This is a genomic window from Alteromonas gracilis, from assembly GCF_043642145.1.
GTDB classification, from domain to species: domain Bacteria; phylum Pseudomonadota; class Gammaproteobacteria; order Enterobacterales; family Alteromonadaceae; genus Alteromonas; species Alteromonas gracilis_B.
This window is the reverse complement of sequence record NZ_JBHZRZ010000001.1, coordinates 379,774-397,757: the sequence shown is the minus strand read 5'-3', so window position 1 is coordinate 397,757 and position 17,984 is coordinate 379,774. Positions and strand designations below refer to the sequence as shown.

The following is a 17,984-nucleotide window of genomic DNA, read 5'->3' as shown; positions in this document are numbered from 1 at the left end:
TAAATTGTAAGTGTAGATATTCACCGGTTAACAAAAACACTGGTTTCACTGGCTGTCAAATAAACCTTAAGCGAGGATTAATAGGCTCTGTGAGCGAAAACGACTTCATAAAGGGCCTGGCAGTTATTATTAAATATTATGATGAATGTCTATAACACCAATAAACTTGGATGATTGGCAACACTGCCATAACATCCAGTTAACGTGATAAACAGGACATGGTTATGACTGAGATGGAAAATAAAGTTGTAGGGTATGCAGTGCAGCATGGTGTCGCTACGCTAACGATGCAAAGCGCACCCGTAAATGCGCTCTCTCGTGCTATTCGAGTAGGGCTTATAGAAGGCATAGACAATGCCTTAAACGACGAAAGCGTCAGTGCAATTGTTATTACCTCTTCACTGCCAATATTCTCTGGTGGTGCAGACATAAGTGAGTTTTCTGGCGGCGATTTATCTCCGATGTTGCCGGAAGTATTAGATAAAATTGAAAATGCTTCCAAACCTGTTGTCGCGGTGCTGCCTGGACCTGCCTTTGGCGGGGGCTTAGAAGTAGCACTGGCATGTCATCACCGCATTACCTTTGCCGATAACAAAGTTGGTCTGCCTGAAGTAAATCTTGGCATACTACCTGGTGCAGGCGGCACGCAGCGTCTTCCTCGCCTTGCCGACGTGAAAACTTCACTAGAAATGATTGTTACAGGCAAGCCTACCTCAGTTGTGAAGCTTCCGGGTGTATTCGACAAAATTTCAGACAAGCCTGAGCACTTACTCGAAGATACGAAAGCATATTTGCAAGCTATCACTCCAGATAATGCGATTAAGCGCACTAGCGATATTGAATTAACACTATCAGATGAAATAAATGCTGTATTCGATGCAGTAACCGCGCAAACAAAAAAGGCTGCCCGAGGTTTTTTTGCACCGCTTAAGTGTATTGAAGCAGTGCGCGGCGCTTATACATTATCGTTTGAAGACGGCCTTAAAAACGAAGGCAAGCTTTTCATGGAATGCATGAAAACGCCTCAAGCGCGTGCTCAACAACATTTCTTCTTTGCTGAACGAGCAGCTGGTCATGTAAGCGATTTTGATAAAAACACCCCTGAACGCAATATTGAGAAGGTCGCCATTATAGGTGCTGGCACGATGGGAGGCGGTATTGCAATGAACTTTGCTAACGCAGGCATTCCAGTAACTATGCTCGAACTTAAAGAGGAAGCGCTAGAGAAAGGACTTGCGCTAATTCGTAAAAACTACGAGAACTCTGCCAAAAAAGGCAAGTTAACCCAAGAGCAAGTAGAAAGCCGCATGGCGCTGCTTTCGGGTACCACGTCATACGACGATTTGGCCGATGTTGATTTGGTTATAGAGGCTGTGTTCGAGAAAATGGAAGTGAAGAAAACCGTTTTCTCAACACTAGATAAAGTTTGTAAGCCGGGCGCTATTTTGGCTTCAAATACCTCAACGTTGGACATTGATGAGATTGCAACAGCAACATCACGTCCTGAAGATGTGATTGGCCTTCACTTCTTCTCTCCAGCCAACGTAATGAGACTGTTAGAAGTCGTCAAGGCAGAGAAAACATCGCCAGAAGTCATCAAAACGTGCATGAAAATGGCTAAACGCATCAAGAAAGTTGCGGTGCTGGTTGGCGTGTGTTTTGGATTCGTTGGCAACCGCATGATTGAGCCATATGGCCGCGAAGCAAACCGCTTGCTGTTAGAAGGGGCATCGCCCGAGCAAGTGGATAGGGTGCTTACTGAATTTGGCATGCCCATGGGGCCATTTACTATGGGTGATATGGCTGGGTTAGATATCGGCTATTACGTGAGGCAGTCTCGCCAAGAGTATATTTCTCATGATCCCGCCTACGGCGTTGTTGCTGACCGCTTAGTAGAAATGGGACGTAACGGGCTTAAAACAGGACGCGGTGCTTACAACTATGAGCCAGGCAGTCGCGTACCTATCCCAGATCCAGAAGTACTAGAAATTGCTAAACAAGAAGCCGAGCGTTTAGGCGTTGTCCAGCGTTCAGATATCAGTGATGAAGAAATTCTTGTTCGCGTAATGTACTCACTCATTAATGAAGGCGCCGCCATCTTAGAAGAAGGTATTGCGGCTAAATCTAGCGATATCGACGTCATTTATGTCTACGGTTATGGGTTCCCTGTGTATCGCGGTGGCCCTATGCAATTTGCCGACGAAGTAGGGCTTGGCACCATTTTGGATAAATTAACTACCTACCGTGACCAACTAGGCGAGTACGGCAAAATGTGGCTGGAGCCAAGTGATTTACTTGTCAAACTAGCGCAAGAAGGCAGTACATTCAAAAGCTATAAGTCGAAGTAGCTATAGGAAAGAGCGTAAGTTTTTTTGCTTACGCCTTTTACTTAAATGAATTAGGAAAGGCTCGGCTGCATTTAGCAAAGCATTAAGCCTGAGTTAATTTTAAGCTGATCTTTCAGCTCAACTGAAAGGAATATTAATATGCGTGATGCAGTGATTGTAAGTACGGCTCGAACGCCAATCGGGCGCGCCTACAAAGGCGCACTGAACAATTTACCGGCACCTTCATTAGGTGGCCATGCTATTCAAAATGCAGTAGCACGTGCGGGTATCGACCCAGCCAGTGTCGATGACGTGGTAATGGGCGCGGCGTTAACTCAAGGCAGTGGCGGCATGAACATTGGTAGGTTGGCCGGCCTCGCTGGTGGTTTGCCCGTGACGGTAGCAGGAATGACGTTAGACCGTCAGTGTAGTTCTGGCATGTATGCCATTGCTTCTGCTGCAAACTCAATCCGAACGGGCGATACCAATATCATGGTTGCAGGTGGCCTAGATTCAATTTCTTTAGTTCAAAATAAGAACATGAATATGTTTCGCGCGGTTGACCCAGCGCTTGTAGCCAAGCACAAGGACATTTACATGCCTATGCTTCAAACAGCGGAAGTGGTAGGCAAACGCTACAACATAAGCCGTGATGTGCAAGATGAGTACGGCTTCCAAAGTCAAATGCGCACGGCAGCTGCCCAAGAAGCGGGTAGGTTTGACGATGAAATTGTGCCAATTACAGCAGTACAAGCGTTGTTCAATAAAGAAACGGGCGAGACATCGGAGCGAGAAGTAACGCTGTCTAAAGACGAGGGTAATCGCCCTGAGACTACTTTGGAAGGGTTAAAAGCGCTTAATCCAGTAATTGAAGGTGGCTGTATTACCGCAGGTAACGCCAGTCAGTTATCAGACGGTGCAAGTGCCACTGTCATTATGGATGAGCGATCTGCCGCTAAAGGCAATGCGCAGCCACTGGGCATATATCGCGGCATTGCAGTGGCAGGTTGCGAGCCAGATGAAATGGGAATTGGCCCAGTGTTCGCCATTCCTAAGCTATTAAAGCAGCATGGATTAACCATGGACGATATCGGTCTGTGGGAGCTTAACGAAGCGTTTGCAGTACAAGTACTGTATTGCCGCGACAAGTTGGGCATTCCAGACGAATTATTAAACGTAAACGGCGGTGCCATTTCAATTGGTCACCCTTACGGCATGAGCGGTGCTCGCATGGTGGGTCATGCACTCATCGAAGGTAAACGACGCGGTGCGAAATATGTTGTTTGCACCATGTGTATCGGCGGCGGCATGGGCGCTGCTGGTCTATTTGAAGTTATATAGGTATTGGGTATGGAAGGTTATAAAGCTCCACAACGTGACGCCATGTTTGTAACACATGAGCTACTAAATTATCAGAATCATTATCAAAAACTGGGTTTCGATGAAGCGTCCGAAGACTTAGTGTCGGCTATCTTTGCAGAAGCGGCTAAGTTTTCAGAAAACACACTAGCACCTATCAACGCGTCGGGTGATGAGGAAGGGTGTAAGTGGGTTGATGGCGAAGTTACCACGCCAAAAGGCTTTAAAGAAGCGTATCAAACCTACGTCGAAGGCGGTTGGCCAAGCATGTCTCACCCGGAAGAGTTTGGTGGTCAGGCACTACCTTACTCACTGTCGTCTATTATTGCTGAATGGTTTTCTGGTGCGAACCATTCTTGGGCAATGTATCCGGGCCTTAGCCAAGGCTGTATGGAAACGCTAAAAGCGCACGGTACTGAGCTACAGCAAAAGATGTTCCTTGATAAGCTGGTTAGCGGCGAATGGACAGGTACCATGTGCTTAACGGAAGCGCACTGCGGTTCAGATTTGGGCATGCTTAAATGTCGTGCTGAGCCTCAAGAAGATGGTAGCTACAGCTTAACAGGCACAAAAATCTTTATCTCTGCGGGTGAACACGATATGTCTGAAAATATCGTGCACATTGTGTTGGCGCGTTTGCCTGATGCACCAGAAGGCACAAAAGGGATTTCACTGTTTGTTGTTCCTAAGTTCAACGTATCTGAAGATGGTGAAAAACAAGACCGTAATGCGGTGAGCTGCGGTAGCATTGAACACAAAATGGGCATTAAAGCTAGCGCAACCTGTGTTATTAATTTCGATGGCGCAAAAGGCTTTTTGATTGGACCACCAAACCGCGGTCTTAACTGTATGTTCACGTTTATGAATACAGCGCGTATTGGCACTGGTCTTGAAGGCTTGGCTGCGTCTGAAGCAGCATTTCAAGGTGCGCTTCGCTATGCTAAAGATCGCATACAGTTTCGTTCGCTTACTGGGCGCAAAAACCCAGACGGCCCTGCCGACCCGATTATCGTGCACCCTGACGTACGCCGCATGCTACTAACGCAAAAAGCGTTTGCTGAAGGTAATCGCGCGCTAGCGGCGTATTGCATGCAATTGGTAGATGTAACACTATACGGTAACGACGCGGCTGAGAAGCAAGTAGCGGAAGCAAAATTAGCGTTTCTAACGCCAATCGTTAAAGCATTCCTAACCGAAACAGCGCAAGAAGCAACAAGCTACGGCATGCAAGTTTACGGTGGACATGGGTTCATAAAAGAATGGGGAATGGAGCAGCTAGCCCGCGATACCCGTATTTGTACAATGTATGAAGGCACAACCGGTATTCAGGCAGTAGACTTGCTTGGTCGTAAAGTTATGGGCTCAAATGGCGAATTACTGAACGTGTTTGTACAAGAAGTACGCGACTACTGTAACTCACTACGTGACAACGCACAGTTTAGTGCGTGGACTAATGCACTAAGTTCACACCTTGACGAATGGCAGCAAATTACCATGGATATTGGTAAGGCGGCAGCATCAAACCCTGATGAAATTGGTGCGGCGTCGGTAGACTACCTCATGTACTCTGGTTACGTAACCGTTGCTTATTTCTGGCTGAAAATGGCAGTAAAAGCGCAAGAGCAGCTTGATGCGGGCAGCACAGAAACAGAATTTTATAAGGGTAAGGTTTTAACCACTGGTTTTTATTTTGACCGATTGTTAACACGCACTCGCTCTTTAGTTTCTGCAATGCAATCAGGCGCTGATAACTTGATGTCTATGCCAGAGAGTATGTTTGCTATTGAGTAATTATTGCGGTAATTGAACGCAACGTGTCTGCCAAAATTAAACGCAGACACAAGCCGAGCAAATGAGGTAACCAGCGAAACTCTGGATACGTTATTTCGCTCGGCTTTTTTGTTTTAGGCTATTTTTGTTGCGCGCAAAATGTTGAATGAAAGCTTGACGAAAATCATCTGTGGCTGAAGCTAATGCTTCTCAAGCATAAAACGCGTAACCGCAAATTGATAAAAATAGCGCAAAATTAATGAAGGGAGCTCAGATGATTACCTCACACTATGCTGAAATTAACGGGCACGCGATTCATTACTTATATCGCAAAAGTAACCAAAAAAACCAAAAGAACCAAAAGCTGCTGGTCATGCTGCATGGCTTCCCTGAAAACGCTCATACGTGGGAGGGCTTGATATCTCTAATGCCCCCCTACCTTGATATTATTGCTCCCGACTTGCCTGGGTATCACCATTCAAGTCCACTTTCAGACATTAGCCTTTACCAATTGCCTGCATTAATTGCTCGTATGGCTGCGTTTATAGAGAATATCCAAAAGGGCAGAGAGATTATACTGGTTGGCCATGACTGGGGTGGGGCAGTAGCTTGGCCGCTTGCGGCCTTCCATCAAACTTTGTTCAAAAAGCTCATTATTATAAATGCTGCGCACCCCTCTACGTTCACGCTTTCCTTAAAAAACTCTTCATTGCAGCGAGAAAAAAGTCAGTACATCCATAATCTCACGGCTCTAAATGCAGAGCAAAAGCTTGAGAATAGTGGCTTTCGACTTCTAAAGCAGATGCTCGGCGAGGAGTTATTCGAGTCTGAGTCTGACTATGCAATTATGTTGCAAAAGGATTGGGCCAGACCAGTCACGCTAACCTCGATGCTCAATTACTATCGGCAAATGCCTCAGCAAGTGCCTTGCGCGAACGCGGCAAAAGCTGAACTTGATAAGATCCGCATACCACAAGTGTTTATTCGTATTCCCACTTTAGTGTTGTGGGGAGAAAAGGACGATGCGTTTGATATAAGTGTTCTTGACAACATAGAGCACTACGTGCCAATGATTGAGATGCATTTTAACAAAGCGGCATCACATTGGTTGCACAGAGAACATCCCCAATGGGTACTAAAAAGAATAGTAGATTTTGTTGAAGCCTGAAAAAGGTGAGGCCCCATAAAAGGGGCCTCGAGCGCGGCGTCCTGCCGCTACCATGTTGAAACGTTTTATCACATGGTGTGACTAACTAGTTTTTATTAGATTCTGCCGTTAAGCTCTGCTGAGATAGGAGAGTCTTGAAGACCTTGTTCAGCAATCCAAGCTTGAAGGGTCTTGCCGTCTGATTCTGGTTCAGCTAAGTCTTTACTTGGCATTTTTTTAACAAGTAAAGTACCAACTTCAACAGCGTTACTTGTAAGTGCAGTGCGGATAAGGCTTTGGCCGTTGCACGAAATGCCAGAGTAGTAATCGCGAAGCTTTAATTTGTAATCTGATTGAACGCTACGCATTTTTTTGCGTAGTTCGCCTTTATCATCTGCTTGTACGATAGTGCAGATGTTAGCTAGCGCTTCATTGATGTCAGCGTGCGCTGTATTAGAAAAAGCAAAAGTAGATGCCGCAATTACTAGAGAAGTTTTAACGATTTTCAACATGGTTAAATTCCTTCGGTTAAAATTGATATGGTTGTGTTCGTTCGTTGAGGGGCATTAAACCCGAAAGTAACTAATTGGAAAACATGCTGTAAAATAACGAGGTATGCGAAACAATACCTAACTGGTGGTGTTTTAACTATCTGGCGATATGTTGCAAACAAGTTCCAAAACGGTGTTGTAGAATTTGCGAAACAAATAAAAAGGCCCCGGGTTAGCGGGGCCTTTCATTGCAGCATTCGCTGCAACCATGTTGAATCGACTCACATGGTGATGTGAAATTGTTCTTAAATTCGGTCGTTAAGCTCGGCAGATATTGGAGAGCTTTGTAGGCCTTGCTCGGCAATCCACGCTTGTAGCGTTTTACCATCTGCTTCTGGCTCTGAAAGATCTTTACTTGGCATTTTCTTAACAAGCAATGTGCCTACTTCTACTGCATTGTTGGTAAGTGCGGTTCTAATTAAGCTTTGACCACCACATGAGACGCCTGAATAGTAATCGCGAAGCTTGAGCTTAAAGTCAGATTGTACGCGACGCATTTTTTTGCGCAATTCGCCTTTGTCGTCTGCTTGAACGATGGTGCATATGTTAGCTAAGGCTTCGTTTACATCGTTAGCCTGTGCTGCGTTAGAAAAAGCTAGAGTAGAAGCTGCGATGACTAGAGAAGTTTTAACAATTTTCAACATGGTTAAATTTCCTTCGTTTGTTTAATTATTTGTTTTGTCTGTTCGGAATTAATTAAAGAACAACCAATTTGAATGAAAAACATTCATTCAAATAACAAAGTATGTGCTGTTATACGTTAAACTAAAGGCGTAGAAACGGCAGATTGCTCTGAAGCCCTCTACGCCTAAAGGATTAGGGCAAAATGAAACAAGGAATTTTCAGCGTGAAAATTAATCAGAAAAAGTTCAAAAAAGCAGCTTTGCTTTAGTTATTTACTTACTGTAGAAGTAAATATTTGTCACTGAAGCGTTATTGTTTAACCAAAAGCACTGTTGTTGCCTACCTAGGAGTCACTGCCAAGTGAGTGTGTTTAAGGCCTTTCACTTTGTATTGGTTCACTCTAGCTTAAGGGTTCCACTTAGAGCTGAAAAAGTCTAATTGAATAACAAGATTCATCTACTTTAAAAGGGAAATAAAAAGCGACCCGAAGGTCGCTTCTTAAAGTGCAGATTTCTCTGCAACCATGTTGAATTGTTCACATGGTGTGAAACGGTCTTATAAACGGCCGTTAATTACAGCGTTAATTGGATTATCTTGTAATCCGTTTTCTGCAACCCAAGCTTGCAATGTCTTCCCATCTGCTTCAGGTGCTTCTAAATCGCTTTTTGGCATTTTCTTTACTAACAGTTCGCCTGCCTCTACAGCATTACTTAGTAATGCGGTGCGGATAAGGCTGTTGCCGCTGCAGCTAATACCAGAATAGTAATCTTTTAACTTCATGCTGTAGTCAGATTCAACTGAGCGCATTTTCTTACGTAATTCACCTTTATCGTCTGCTTGTACGATAGTGCAAATGTTCGCTAAAGCTTCATTAATGTCAGCTTGTGCTACGCCCGATACACCTAGTGTCGCAGCTATTACAAAGGAAGTTTTAACAATTTTCAACATGGCTAATTCCTCAAATATTTACGTGTTGGATTTTTGTTCGGGCGGATTAAACGACAAAAGATAATTCTTGAATACAACGCAAGCAATACTCAGGTATATAGATTTATAAGTTATGACTTTTCGCGTTTAAAAAGTAGAGTCAACACCGCCAAAACCCAGTAATGGCAAAGGGTGAGGGAGATTGAGATTTATTTTTGATTAATGTAATTTACCTGTCTAGCATGCGTTATGTTATACTGTAACGATTGCAGTCGAAAGCCATTGAGTCTATTCAAAATTTGTTCACTCATTGTGCTGTTTAAAACAAACATTCGATACGGAAAATCTGTCAGTATGACCTTGGGGTAAAAATGGAGCAACGATTTCAAAATTTACTTGCTGTTGCGAAAGACCGGTGCGTTTCAGACGGTTTGAGGTTAACCGAAAATCGAAAAAAAGTTTTAAGTTTATTGATTGACTCAGCGCTTCCTCTTTCCGCCTATGAAATTAGAGATCTTTATATAGCGCAGTATAAAGAAGATGTTAAGCCCATGACTATCTATCGCGCTTTAGAGTTTCTTACGGAAGCAAATTTGGTGCATAAGCTGAATTTGAATAACAAGTATATAGGCTGCTCTAGAGCAAAATGCTGCGAGCACCACGGTTACTCACAATTTCTTATCTGTGTTCAGTGTGGCAGTGTTGAAGAAGTGTCGGTAGATGCGAAAATCTACGACAACCTTATTCATCAGGCCAATTCATTGGAATGCGAAATTATTACGCCGCACCTCGAAGTGGCGTGTATCTGTAAACGTTGTAAATAGCGTTCATTTTACTCACTAACTCAATTTGCCAGTGTAATGAAATTAATTATAAACAATGCAACAACTTCAACCCAGTTTCTGGGAAGACACGTGGATGAAATGGTTAGTGTTTCTGTAGTAATTGAAGAGAACAAAATCACTTCTATTTCAGAAACACCTATAGAATCTCAAAATATTAAGACGATAGATGCTACGGGTTTGTTTCTATCTCCTGGATTGCTTGACCCTCAAGTTCATTTCAGAGAGCCGGGAATGGAGTATAAAGAAGACATCGAATCAGGAAGTAGGGCCGCGGTTAAAGGTGGTTTTACATCGGTGGTTTCAATGCCAAATACCTCACCGACTGCTGATAATCCTAAAACGGTTAGGCTTTTCGAGGCCTAACCTTGTCATAAAACGTAGCGAAACGAGAAAGTTTGAAGGTTGAGTTAACGAGAGACCACGCAATTCGCTAACTCTTCATCCCAACTCGGGCTAAGCTCGGTGGCAATAATTTCTATCTTGCTCTCTGAACATTCGTTCAGCTCGTTTTCAGTGACGGTATTGTCTACAAGGTTATAGCTAAAAATACCGTCGCTGGTGATCACCACCGCTTTAAGTCGCTCAACATCTAGTGACTTTATCCAATGTAACAACGCACTGCGGTTAAATTCAATGGCTGGCGAATATCGCCAACCTAGCGATTTAAAGCCTTCACCAGCGTTTTCTACCCTTAAAAAGCCAGAGTCGGGGAAGGGCTGCTCATTGATTGATGGCACATCGTTTACAGAATGGTGGTGATGGGAGTGAGATTGTAATTCGATTAACGCAGAAGATTTTCCCTCGAGTAGAGCGAGCGGTAATTCACCCTTTACGCATGCCATCACTGGCGTGCTTTGCTTACCTCTCTGCGCGACGTATTTTGATAATAGTTCAGCGTCGAATTCATCGTAAAGATCGCGCTTATTGCCTATCACGATGTCGGCAATATCAATCTGCTGGTTGAACGTATCGTGATTAGTGTAACGAGGGTCTTTTAGTTTACGGGCGTCAACAAGCGTTATTGTTTTTTGAATGTTTAACACGTCTTGGTAATGCTCGGCGGCAAGTGTTTGAAGCACTTCTACTGGATGTCCTAAGCCAGTGGGCTCAATTAAAAGACGATCTGGCTTTGATTGCGCTAATAATTGGTTCAGGGCAATTTGCATCGGCAGGCCAGCAGCACAGCACATACATCCACCTGGAACTTCTTTTATAAAAACTTGTTTGTGCTTGTTTTGGGTATTTGCGTTGCCGCCAATATCTGGTTGATTAGTTGCGCTTTGTACACTCGAACCCTCTACTAAGGCACCATCAATTCCAATCTCTCCGAATTCATTTATGAGAACTGCCCAGCGTTCGTTATTGGGTTTTTGTTTTAAAAGGTGCAGTAGTGCAGAGGTTTTCCCCACACCTAAAAAACCTGTGATGATATTGGTTGGAACTGCTTTAATCATTGTTGATGCCTATTTTTCTGCGCTGGGTTTATTAAGTTAGCTTACATAAACGAGATGTTTCAGCTTACGTCTAATCCTATTATATATGCTTGCAATGTTATACTATAACAATTATAAATTGTTTGCTTATTGATAGTCGGTAAACTAAGTATACGAATAGAGGAATTGAGATAGTGTCCCTTCCCGCGTTATCCCCTGAATCATCCGCAGCGCGGGGCGGCGGTACAGCGGTACAGGCACTAATGGGTAAGGCCTAACCGATGGATAGTGGTAGATAGTCGTCGTTACCTCAATAATAAAAAGCCCTGTTTAAGACAGGGCTGTTAAGTATGGTGTCAGCAAGCACTAATGTGGCTTAAAGTTGCTTGCAACTTCCATAATCTGCTCACGCATCCACATATGAGCGTAATCGTGGTCCGCGCTCACGTGCCAATATAAATAGTATTCTACAGGTGGTAGCTCGAACGGCATTTCGTAAATTGCTAGGTCGTAATGCTTAGCTAAATGAAACGGCAAACAAGCGATTAGGTCGGTTTTTACAATGGTGCTTGGCACGGTTAAAAAGTGCTGCCCACGCATCACTTCTTTTCGTCTTTTTCCCATTTTATCAAGCGCAATTTCAATGGGGCCTGCACCAGACTTTCTTTGAGAAACGTTGATATGGCCCAATCGTAAAAACGTGTCTAAGTCTAATCCGTTTTTAAGGGCAGGGTGGTTTTTACGCGCCAATACTACAAACCTGTCTTGTGCAATTTTTTCTTTGCACAGGTGCGGGTCGGTGAATGTTGATGCATCAGCAAAAAAGTCTAACGTACCAGCCGCCATAGCCGACACAACTTGGCTTCTGGGAATTTCGTAGTTGGTTAAACCAATGTTAGGAGCTAAATTTTGTAGTCGAGCAACCAAGCGCGGCATAATGCTCGCTTCAAGCAAATCTCTACTTGCGAAATTAAAAGATTTTTCTGCGGTAAGCGGATCGAACGTGTGGCTTTCTTGAACACTTTTACGTAGAAGCGCCAGCGCCTGACGTGCAGGAACAATAATGTTTTGGGCCACGGGCGTTGGTGTCATGCTGTGACCAGTACGCACGAAAAGTGGATCATTTAACATTTCGCGTAGTCTTGCGAGAGAATTACTCACAGCGGGTTGGGTAATACATAAGACATCTGCGGCCTTGGTTAAGCTTCCTGCCGTATAAATGGCGTCGAATACTGCAAAAAGGTTCAAATCGATTCTATTGAGATTCATAACTAATCCTTTAAGAGCGAATGCCCCTGAAAATAAGCCAATAGATGAAGAGTCGCGGGTGATAATCACAGCCGATAAATATGTAACTGTGACGCGTTGCTACATAGCATCTACGATAAATTTACGTTAGTGTAACAAGAATGTTTATAAATACCTATTATTAAAAGTTAATTGAAACATTCAAGTGAATAATAGTAGTTTTGTCGTGAATAAATGGAGATTGGACTTTAAAATGAAAACACTTTTAGATTTGGCGGTAGGGGAAACGCTTGAACAGCCTGAATGGCAAGCTATTTCACAAAGCATGATTAACCAGTTTGCCGAAGCAACAGGCGATCACCAATGGATTCACTTAGATGTCGCGCGCTGTGAAAGAGAAAGTCCATTTAAAACAACAATTGCACATGGATTTTTAACCGCTAGCTTCATGCCTAAAGCTTTCGCTCAGGTCATTGCTCCCAACGAGCGAATCGCTTCTATGATTAATTACGGCATTGATAAGCTGCGTTTTCTTGAGCCTGTCAAATGTAATGATGCTGTTAGATACCAGTTTAAACTGGTGGACGTGAGTGACAAGCCTCAAGGCAAATTGTTTAAAGTAGAGGCAAAATGCCTTTTGAAATCGACGGGTAATCCCGCGTTAATTGGTGGGTTTCTTATGTTGGCTGTGTTAAAGCCGTAAAATTTGCAAGCGCATAAAAAAACCTGAGGCGCGCAGACTGCGCACGTCAGGTTTTTGTTTCTTTGCTAAGGTTTCTTGCTTAGTTAGATGCTTCTTCAGCTCCTTCCTCTATCGCTTCGCCCGCACTTTGTATATCTTTGCCAGCACCTTCCACTGTGGCGCAACCGCTCAAGCTACCGAAGCTCGCCGCCAGTGTAAGTACAAAAAATGCGTGTCTTAGTCTTTTTGAATCTAATATTTCCATTTGCATCTCCTTAATATTTACTCTTCTGCGGGTTGCTCAGGGTTGTCACCCGCTTTTCCATCAGCCTTTGGGTTTGATGAAGTTGTTTTACTACTATCTGAACTGCGCTTTTCTTGCTTATTTAGCATTGCATTTAGTTTATCCCCGCCCTTGGCGTTGAAGTCCAAGGTCCTGATTGGGAATGGAATGAGAATGTCGTTTTCTTCAAGTACCGTTTTAACCGTACTTATTGCATCGTGGCGTACCACCATAAAGCCAGGTTCGCCTGGATATCTAATCCAAAACCATAGCAACAGGTTAATACTCGAATCGCCAAATGATTCAGCATAAACGGCAGTCTCTTCCTTTTTGATTACGTAATCTTTCTCGTTAATAGCATCAGTTATAACTTTAGCCGCTTTTTCAATATCATCAGCATAAGAAATACCAACGGGTACCTCTATTCTTCGATACCCTAAATAAGAATAGTTGGTTAAAATATTGCGGAAGAGTATTTTGTTTGGAATAACTTCCAGTTGGCCATAGAAAGTCTCAACTAGTGTGTTTCTTAAATTAATTTCTTTAACATTGCCGAAAACACCCTCAGCCTCAATAACATCACCAATCTCAAACGGCTTTCTAATGCCCATTGCAACGCCTGCAATGAAGTTTTCAGTCATGTCTTGGAAAGCAAAGCCGATTGCTAAACCAACAATACCTGCACCTGCCAGTAATGATGTAACTGTCCCTTTCAATCCTACAAAATCTAGCGCTATGAAAATGCCTGCAACCAGTATGATGGTTTTAATTATTGACGTAAGAAGGCTGGCGATTTGGCGAGACTCAAACGTTCGGCGCATGAGTTTTCCAGCAACATTACCAAGCACTTTGGCAAGAATGCCGAACAGAATAGCAATTAAAAATGCGACAACGATATTAGGAAGAAGTGTAATACCGCCCTCTATCCACGATTCGAGCTTTTCACTTAATAGTTTGTATACCTCATCTATTTTCGGAAATTCCATAGACCTCAATCACTTGTTTTTACATTGACGAGGGTGTTACAAAAATCATTCCTTTCGATAGTTTTGCCTAACCTACTGATTACGTTGGTATAAAATAATTATGCGGGCCAAATAAAGTAAGTGAATAGTGAATAAATTTCTCACTGTGGGAAACATCTTCTCAATCGCAAGCACCCAGGGGTGAATGCGCGAATAGTCTTACTTGAAAGATTAATCTGGTCAGACCATGCGTAAAATTAATGTAAACATATTATTCACAATAAATTTACAAAGGTGAATTTCAAGCATAGTATCAATTACGTAGGTCAGTGTTTTGTTCTGGCTACACACAATAACAACACGAAATCGAACAGCCTGTTGCTAGCGGAGAGTGTGGATAGTAGTGCCGGTAGTGATAAGCCCAGATTTGGAATCACACTATGAAATTTAAAACGCGTAAGACCGCAGTTGCCGCAATGGTCGGTACTGCTTTATTTTGTTCGCCTTATCTCGCATCAGCCCAAGAATCTGACGTCGATAATGAGCAAGAAGCTAAGAAAGACGTTGAACTTATTTTGGTTACCGGTAGTTTTGTACGTCGTAGCGAAAACTTTGAATCACCCTCACCGCTAGCCGTAGTCGATAGCGTCGCTATCGAAGCTATAGGCGCTAAAAATATTGCAGATATTACACAGACCCTTACCATCAACACGGGGGCAGAAAACAATCCAGACGCATTTACACAAAACGCAACGGCGGGTACGTCGAATATTAACTTACGTGGCTTGGGTGTCGCGTCTACCCTTGTTTTACTTAATAACAAACGCCAAGTTGTCACCGCACAGCCCACAAACGAAGGGTTAAATTTTGTAGATACAAGCTCGCTTGTGCCAATGATTGCAATTGACCGCATGGAAGTTGTGAAAGACGGTGCATCAGCTTTGTACGGTTCAGATGCGGTTGCAGGTGTTGTTAACTTCATAACAAAGCGTAATTATGACGGAGCTATGGTCAGCGCTGACTATCAAGACGGTGCTCATGGCGACAATAAAGAGTACATTCTGCAAGGCTTGTGGGGGGCAACCGGTGACAACGGCAGTGTGCTAGCGGCTATCAGTTATACCAATCGATCACCACTATTCTTAAGTGACAGACGCTTGAGCCGTCCACAGGACGATACAAGCGCATTAGGTAATCCAGGCTCATACTTTTTGAATATCCCGGGAGTGGGACCATTACCTATTATTGACCCTTATGGATGTGAAGAATTTGGCGGCGCACCTGACTTAAGAGCACCAAGCGGTACTATTCCTGGGCTAGAGGTTGGCTTCTGTGGCTTCGATTTCGGTAAATTCTACTCTTATGTTGCAGATGAAAGCCGCACCAACGCCTACGTGCGTGCAGAATATGAGTTCGGAAATGATATTACATGGACATCTGAATTCAGTACGGCAAGAAACCGTGCAGAGCGTGGTGGCGCACCTAGCTTCCCAATTTTAACGTCACCCATTGTTCCTGATTATCATCCTCAAAACCCATTCGGCCAATCTGTTGCCTTTTTCGGACGAGCGGAAGGAAATGGCTTCCCGGGAGACCCTGCTAACACTGAATCAGATACTTTACGCTTTAGCACTAACTTACAAGGCGTGACCGATTCAGGTTTTTGGGAAGTGAGCTACACTCGCGCAGTGAATGATTTTATATTCACTGTACCAGATGTGTTAAATACTGAATTTCAGCTAGCTTTGTTGGGCTTCGGCGGCTCTGATTGTAATCCGATAACAGGTACACCAGGTGAAGGAAGTTGTGAATTCTTCAATCCTTTCGCGACGTCATACACAAGCGCACCAAACTCTGACTATGTAGTGAGTTCATTCACGGGTAGACAAACCATCGATTCCAAAGCAGACCTTGAAGTATTTGAGGCATTTACTTCGTTTGATGTTTTCGAAATGGATGGTGGTTTTGCTGCACTTGCTCTTGGCTTGCAATATCGTGAAAACCAACTTCAACAAGACTACGACGCGCTTTCAAACCAAGATAGCTTTACCTTCGTTATCGGTAACCCCGATATTGACGGAAGCCAGGATGTTTGGGCTGCATTCGGTGAACTTGCACTCCCAATAAATGATGAGTTAGATGTTCAGCTGGCAGTGCGTTACGAAGACTACGGCGGTACAATTGGCAGTACGGTCGACCCTAAGTTAGCAGTGTCATGGCGTGCAACGGATGAATTCTCACTTCGAGGTTCAATTTCAACCTCGTTTAGAGCACCTACAGTATTTCTTGCACAAGGTGGCGCTACGTCGTTACAACAGCTAATCGACCCAGTGCAGGGTGCGGTAGCATTTGTTGCAGTGCGTACATCGGGTAATGAAGATCTTAAGCCAGAAGAGTCAACGGCATACAATATTGGTTTTTCTTATGAACCATTTAGAGATATGTCAGTTGAGGTGGACTACTGGAACTTCGAATTTGAAGATTTAATTATCCAAGAAAATGCTCAGGCTGTATTAAATGAAGACCCAACCAATGCTGACCGTATTGTCCGTGCAGGCGACCCGTTAACTGGGCCTGTGCTGCAAGTTAATAATACCTATGTGAATGCAAGTTCGCTTGAGACGTCGGGCGTTGATTTCGTGACTAGTTACAAAATAGAAACGGATTTTGGTAATTTCACTCCATCGTTAAATGCAACTTACATTGCAAAATACGACCTGATGGACCCTCAGGCCGGTAACATCGATGGTGCTGGACGTCGTAACTTTAACAACATTGGTGTGTCTTCACCTGAGCTTCGTGCAAACTTAGGTCTTGCTTGGCAAAATGATATTCACGCTGCCAATATCTTCCTTCGTTACATCTCATCTTATGATGATGACCAGAACTGTTCGGATGGCACCGCTAATTTAACGGGGTGTACCAATGGTTTCTTCGAAGTGGATAGCCATTTAACCGTTGATGCGCAATACAATATCGACTTAGGCGGTTTGTACGACACCGAGCAGAGCTATGTGTTAACTGTTGGGGCAATTAATCTATTTGATGAAGAGCCACCTCAGTTGTTCACAAACAGTGGCTTCGACTCTAAAGTGCATGACCCAAGAGGACGACAGGTTTACGCTCGATTAGCTATTGAGTTTTAATAACTAAGCAGAATGTTAAGCCGGCTTTCGTTAGGTAACACTAGCAAGCCGGCTTTTTTGTAAAGCAATTTCTCCACCCACCTTCATTTATTAATTGTGCAGCTCTTCAAATCTTTTACCTTTCTATTAAAGTATCGATTAATAATAAATACCATCGTATTAGGAGAGAAGAATGGCCACGAAACTGTCTGACAATGAAATTCGCCAAAAACTTGAAGACTTGAATGCGTTAGTGACGGACGAAACGCATTGGGAGCAAAGCGGCGACACTATTAAAAAGACATTCAAATTTAAAAGTTTCATTCGCGCTTTTGGATGGATGTCTCAAATAGCGATTTGGGCTGAGAAATTAAAGCACCATCCTGAGTGGTTCAATGTCTATAATAAAGTAGAGGTAACGCTAACAACTCATGATGCTGATGGGCTAACTGAATTAGACTTTTCGCTTGCTGAAAAGATGGAAAAATTTAGATAAAGCAATTAATAAGAGTGGTGAAGTGGGTTTTGCCCCTCTTTTTTGTATTAAGTTTGTACATGTTGCTCAATTAAACTGCGAACCGTCAGAAAAATGAAATATTTCGCACCTTGGCACTTGTGTTGCGAAAGTCCCTATGTATAATACGCACCACGTTGAAGCGAGGCAGAAATTGAATCAGTTTCAACAGTAATTTCTGGCG

General features: G+C 43.4%; 16 protein-coding genes. 9 read left to right on the top strand and 7 right to left on the bottom strand.

All coding sequences use genetic code 11. From position 1 onward, the window contains the following. The first annotated feature begins 224 nt into the window (after positions 1-224). The 4 genes from ACHUFN_RS01690 to ACHUFN_RS01675 all read left to right on the top strand — a co-directional run bounded on the left by ACHUFN_RS01690 (position 225) and on the right by ACHUFN_RS01675 (position 6,624). Positions 225-2,348 (top strand): 3-hydroxyacyl-CoA dehydrogenase NAD-binding domain-containing protein, encoded by a 2,124-nt coding sequence (locus ACHUFN_RS01690; protein ID WP_394220592.1) that lies wholly within the window; start codon positions 225-227, stop codon positions 2,346-2,348. A gap of 138 nt (positions 2,349-2,486) precedes the next feature. Next, positions 2,487-3,668 carry an acetyl-CoA C-acyltransferase gene (locus ACHUFN_RS01685; RefSeq protein ID WP_394220591.1) on the top strand — a complete coding sequence of 394 codons (1,182 nt, stop codon included), beginning with the start codon at positions 2,487-2,489 and terminating at the stop codon, positions 3,666-3,668. A gap of 9 nt (positions 3,669-3,677) precedes the next feature. Continuing rightward, entirely contained in the window at positions 3,678-5,477 is a 1,800-nt protein-coding gene (locus ACHUFN_RS01680; protein ID WP_394220590.1) for an acyl-CoA dehydrogenase C-terminal domain-containing protein, read from the top strand. 253 nt (positions 5,478-5,730) lie between these two features. Then, the gene (locus ACHUFN_RS01675) at positions 5,731-6,624 is read left to right on the top strand and encodes an alpha/beta fold hydrolase (protein WP_394220589.1); all 894 of its coding nucleotides are present in this window, start codon (positions 5,731-5,733) and stop codon (positions 6,622-6,624) included. Positions 6,625-6,719: 95 nt separating this feature from the next. Here ACHUFN_RS01675 and ACHUFN_RS01670 read toward each other — a convergent pair whose 3' ends face one another. The 3 genes from ACHUFN_RS01670 to ACHUFN_RS01660 form a co-directional block, all read right to left on the bottom strand. Beyond that, complete coding sequence (locus ACHUFN_RS01670; protein ID WP_394220588.1) at positions 6,720-7,115, bottom strand: DUF3718 domain-containing protein; 396 nt, start codon at positions 7,113-7,115, stop codon at positions 6,720-6,722. Positions 7,116-7,399: 284 nt separating this feature from the next. Beyond that, positions 7,400-7,798, bottom strand: a complete 399-nt coding sequence (locus tag ACHUFN_RS01665; RefSeq protein ID WP_394220587.1) for a DUF3718 domain-containing protein — start codon at positions 7,796-7,798, stop codon at positions 7,400-7,402. 535 nt (positions 7,799-8,333) lie between these two features. Next, positions 8,334-8,726 carry a DUF3718 domain-containing protein gene (locus tag ACHUFN_RS01660; RefSeq protein WP_394220586.1) on the bottom strand — a complete coding sequence of 131 codons (393 nt, stop codon included), beginning with the start codon at positions 8,724-8,726 and terminating at the stop codon, positions 8,334-8,336. A 350-nt stretch (positions 8,727-9,076) separates the two neighbouring features. Between ACHUFN_RS01660 and ACHUFN_RS01655 the strand changes: the two genes are divergently transcribed. Both ACHUFN_RS01655 and ACHUFN_RS01650 read left to right on the top strand, forming a co-directional pair. Further along, the gene (locus tag ACHUFN_RS01655) at positions 9,077-9,529 is read left to right on the top strand and encodes a Fur family transcriptional regulator (protein ID WP_394220585.1); all 453 of its coding nucleotides are present in this window, start codon (positions 9,077-9,079) and stop codon (positions 9,527-9,529) included. Between the two features lie 99 nt (positions 9,530-9,628). After that, the gene (locus tag ACHUFN_RS01650; protein ID WP_394221029.1) at positions 9,629-9,913 is read left to right on the top strand and encodes an amidohydrolase family protein; all 285 of its coding nucleotides are present in this window, start codon (positions 9,629-9,631) and stop codon (positions 9,911-9,913) included. 44 nt (positions 9,914-9,957) lie between these two features. Here ACHUFN_RS01650 and ACHUFN_RS01645 read toward each other — a convergent pair whose 3' ends face one another. After that, the gene (locus ACHUFN_RS01645) at positions 9,958-11,004 is read right to left on the bottom strand and encodes a CobW family GTP-binding protein (protein ID WP_394220584.1); all 1,047 of its coding nucleotides are present in this window, start codon (positions 11,002-11,004) and stop codon (positions 9,958-9,960) included. 345 nt (positions 11,005-11,349) lie between these two features. Next, positions 11,350-12,252: a LysR family transcriptional regulator gene (locus ACHUFN_RS01640; RefSeq protein ID WP_394220583.1), complete on the bottom strand. Its 903-nt coding sequence runs from the start codon at positions 12,250-12,252 to the stop codon at positions 11,350-11,352. A gap of 232 nt (positions 12,253-12,484) precedes the next feature. Between ACHUFN_RS01640 and ACHUFN_RS01635 the strand changes: the two genes are divergently transcribed. Then, the gene (locus tag ACHUFN_RS01635; RefSeq protein WP_394220582.1) at positions 12,485-12,934 is read left to right on the top strand and encodes a MaoC family dehydratase; all 450 of its coding nucleotides are present in this window, start codon (positions 12,485-12,487) and stop codon (positions 12,932-12,934) included. 79 nt (positions 12,935-13,013) lie between these two features. On the opposite strand, the gene ACHUFN_RS01630 is transcribed toward ACHUFN_RS01635, so the two are convergent. Together ACHUFN_RS01630 and ACHUFN_RS01625 are read right to left on the bottom strand one after the other, a co-directional pair. Further along, on the bottom strand, positions 13,014-13,178 hold the full coding sequence (locus tag ACHUFN_RS01630) for an entericidin A/B family lipoprotein (protein WP_394220581.1): 165 nt from the start codon (positions 13,176-13,178) through the stop codon (positions 13,014-13,016). A gap of 17 nt (positions 13,179-13,195) precedes the next feature. Further along, positions 13,196-14,182, bottom strand: coding sequence for a mechanosensitive ion channel family protein (locus tag ACHUFN_RS01625; RefSeq protein ID WP_394220580.1), 987 nt, complete (start codon positions 14,180-14,182; stop codon positions 13,196-13,198). Positions 14,183-14,601: 419 nt separating this feature from the next. On the opposite strand from ACHUFN_RS01625, the gene ACHUFN_RS01620 reads away from it, so the two are divergent. Further along, entirely contained in the window at positions 14,602-17,307 is a 2,706-nt protein-coding gene (locus ACHUFN_RS01620) for a TonB-dependent receptor (RefSeq protein ID WP_394220579.1), read from the top strand. Between the two features lie 172 nt (positions 17,308-17,479). Next, complete coding sequence (locus tag ACHUFN_RS01615) at positions 17,480-17,782, top strand: 4a-hydroxytetrahydrobiopterin dehydratase (RefSeq protein ID WP_394220578.1); 303 nt, start codon at positions 17,480-17,482, stop codon at positions 17,780-17,782. The last annotated feature ends 202 nt before the right edge of the window (positions 17,783-17,984 follow it).

Coding starts and splice junctions, on each gene's coding strand:
- ACHUFN_RS01690 (WP_394220592.1), top strand. CDS start 225: ATGACTGAGATGGAAAATAAAGTTGTAGGGTATGCAGTGCAGCATGGT.
- ACHUFN_RS01685 (WP_394220591.1), top strand. CDS start 2,487: ATGCGTGATGCAGTGATTGTAAGTACGGCTCGAACGCCAATCGGGCGC.
- ACHUFN_RS01680 (WP_394220590.1), top strand. CDS start 3,678: ATGGAAGGTTATAAAGCTCCACAACGTGACGCCATGTTTGTAACACAT.
- ACHUFN_RS01675 (WP_394220589.1), top strand. CDS start 5,731: ATGATTACCTCACACTATGCTGAAATTAACGGGCACGCGATTCATTAC.
- ACHUFN_RS01670 (WP_394220588.1), bottom strand. CDS start 7,115: ATGTTGAAAATCGTTAAAACTTCTCTAGTAATTGCGGCATCTACTTTT.
- ACHUFN_RS01665 (WP_394220587.1), bottom strand. CDS start 7,798: ATGTTGAAAATTGTTAAAACTTCTCTAGTCATCGCAGCTTCTACTCTA.
- ACHUFN_RS01660 (WP_394220586.1), bottom strand. CDS start 8,726: ATGTTGAAAATTGTTAAAACTTCCTTTGTAATAGCTGCGACACTAGGT.
- ACHUFN_RS01655 (WP_394220585.1), top strand. CDS start 9,077: ATGGAGCAACGATTTCAAAATTTACTTGCTGTTGCGAAAGACCGGTGC.
- ACHUFN_RS01650 (WP_394221029.1), top strand. CDS start 9,629: ATGGTTAGTGTTTCTGTAGTAATTGAAGAGAACAAAATCACTTCTATT.
- ACHUFN_RS01645 (WP_394220584.1), bottom strand. CDS start 11,004: ATGATTAAAGCAGTTCCAACCAATATCATCACAGGTTTTTTAGGTGTG.
- ACHUFN_RS01640 (WP_394220583.1), bottom strand. CDS start 12,252: ATGAATCTCAATAGAATCGATTTGAACCTTTTTGCAGTATTCGACGCC.
- ACHUFN_RS01635 (WP_394220582.1), top strand. CDS start 12,485: ATGAAAACACTTTTAGATTTGGCGGTAGGGGAAACGCTTGAACAGCCT.
- ACHUFN_RS01630 (WP_394220581.1), bottom strand. CDS start 13,178: ATGGAAATATTAGATTCAAAAAGACTAAGACACGCATTTTTTGTACTT.
- ACHUFN_RS01625 (WP_394220580.1), bottom strand. CDS start 14,182: ATGGAATTTCCGAAAATAGATGAGGTATACAAACTATTAAGTGAAAAG.
- ACHUFN_RS01620 (WP_394220579.1), top strand. CDS start 14,602: ATGAAATTTAAAACGCGTAAGACCGCAGTTGCCGCAATGGTCGGTACT.
- ACHUFN_RS01615 (WP_394220578.1), top strand. CDS start 17,480: ATGGCCACGAAACTGTCTGACAATGAAATTCGCCAAAAACTTGAAGAC.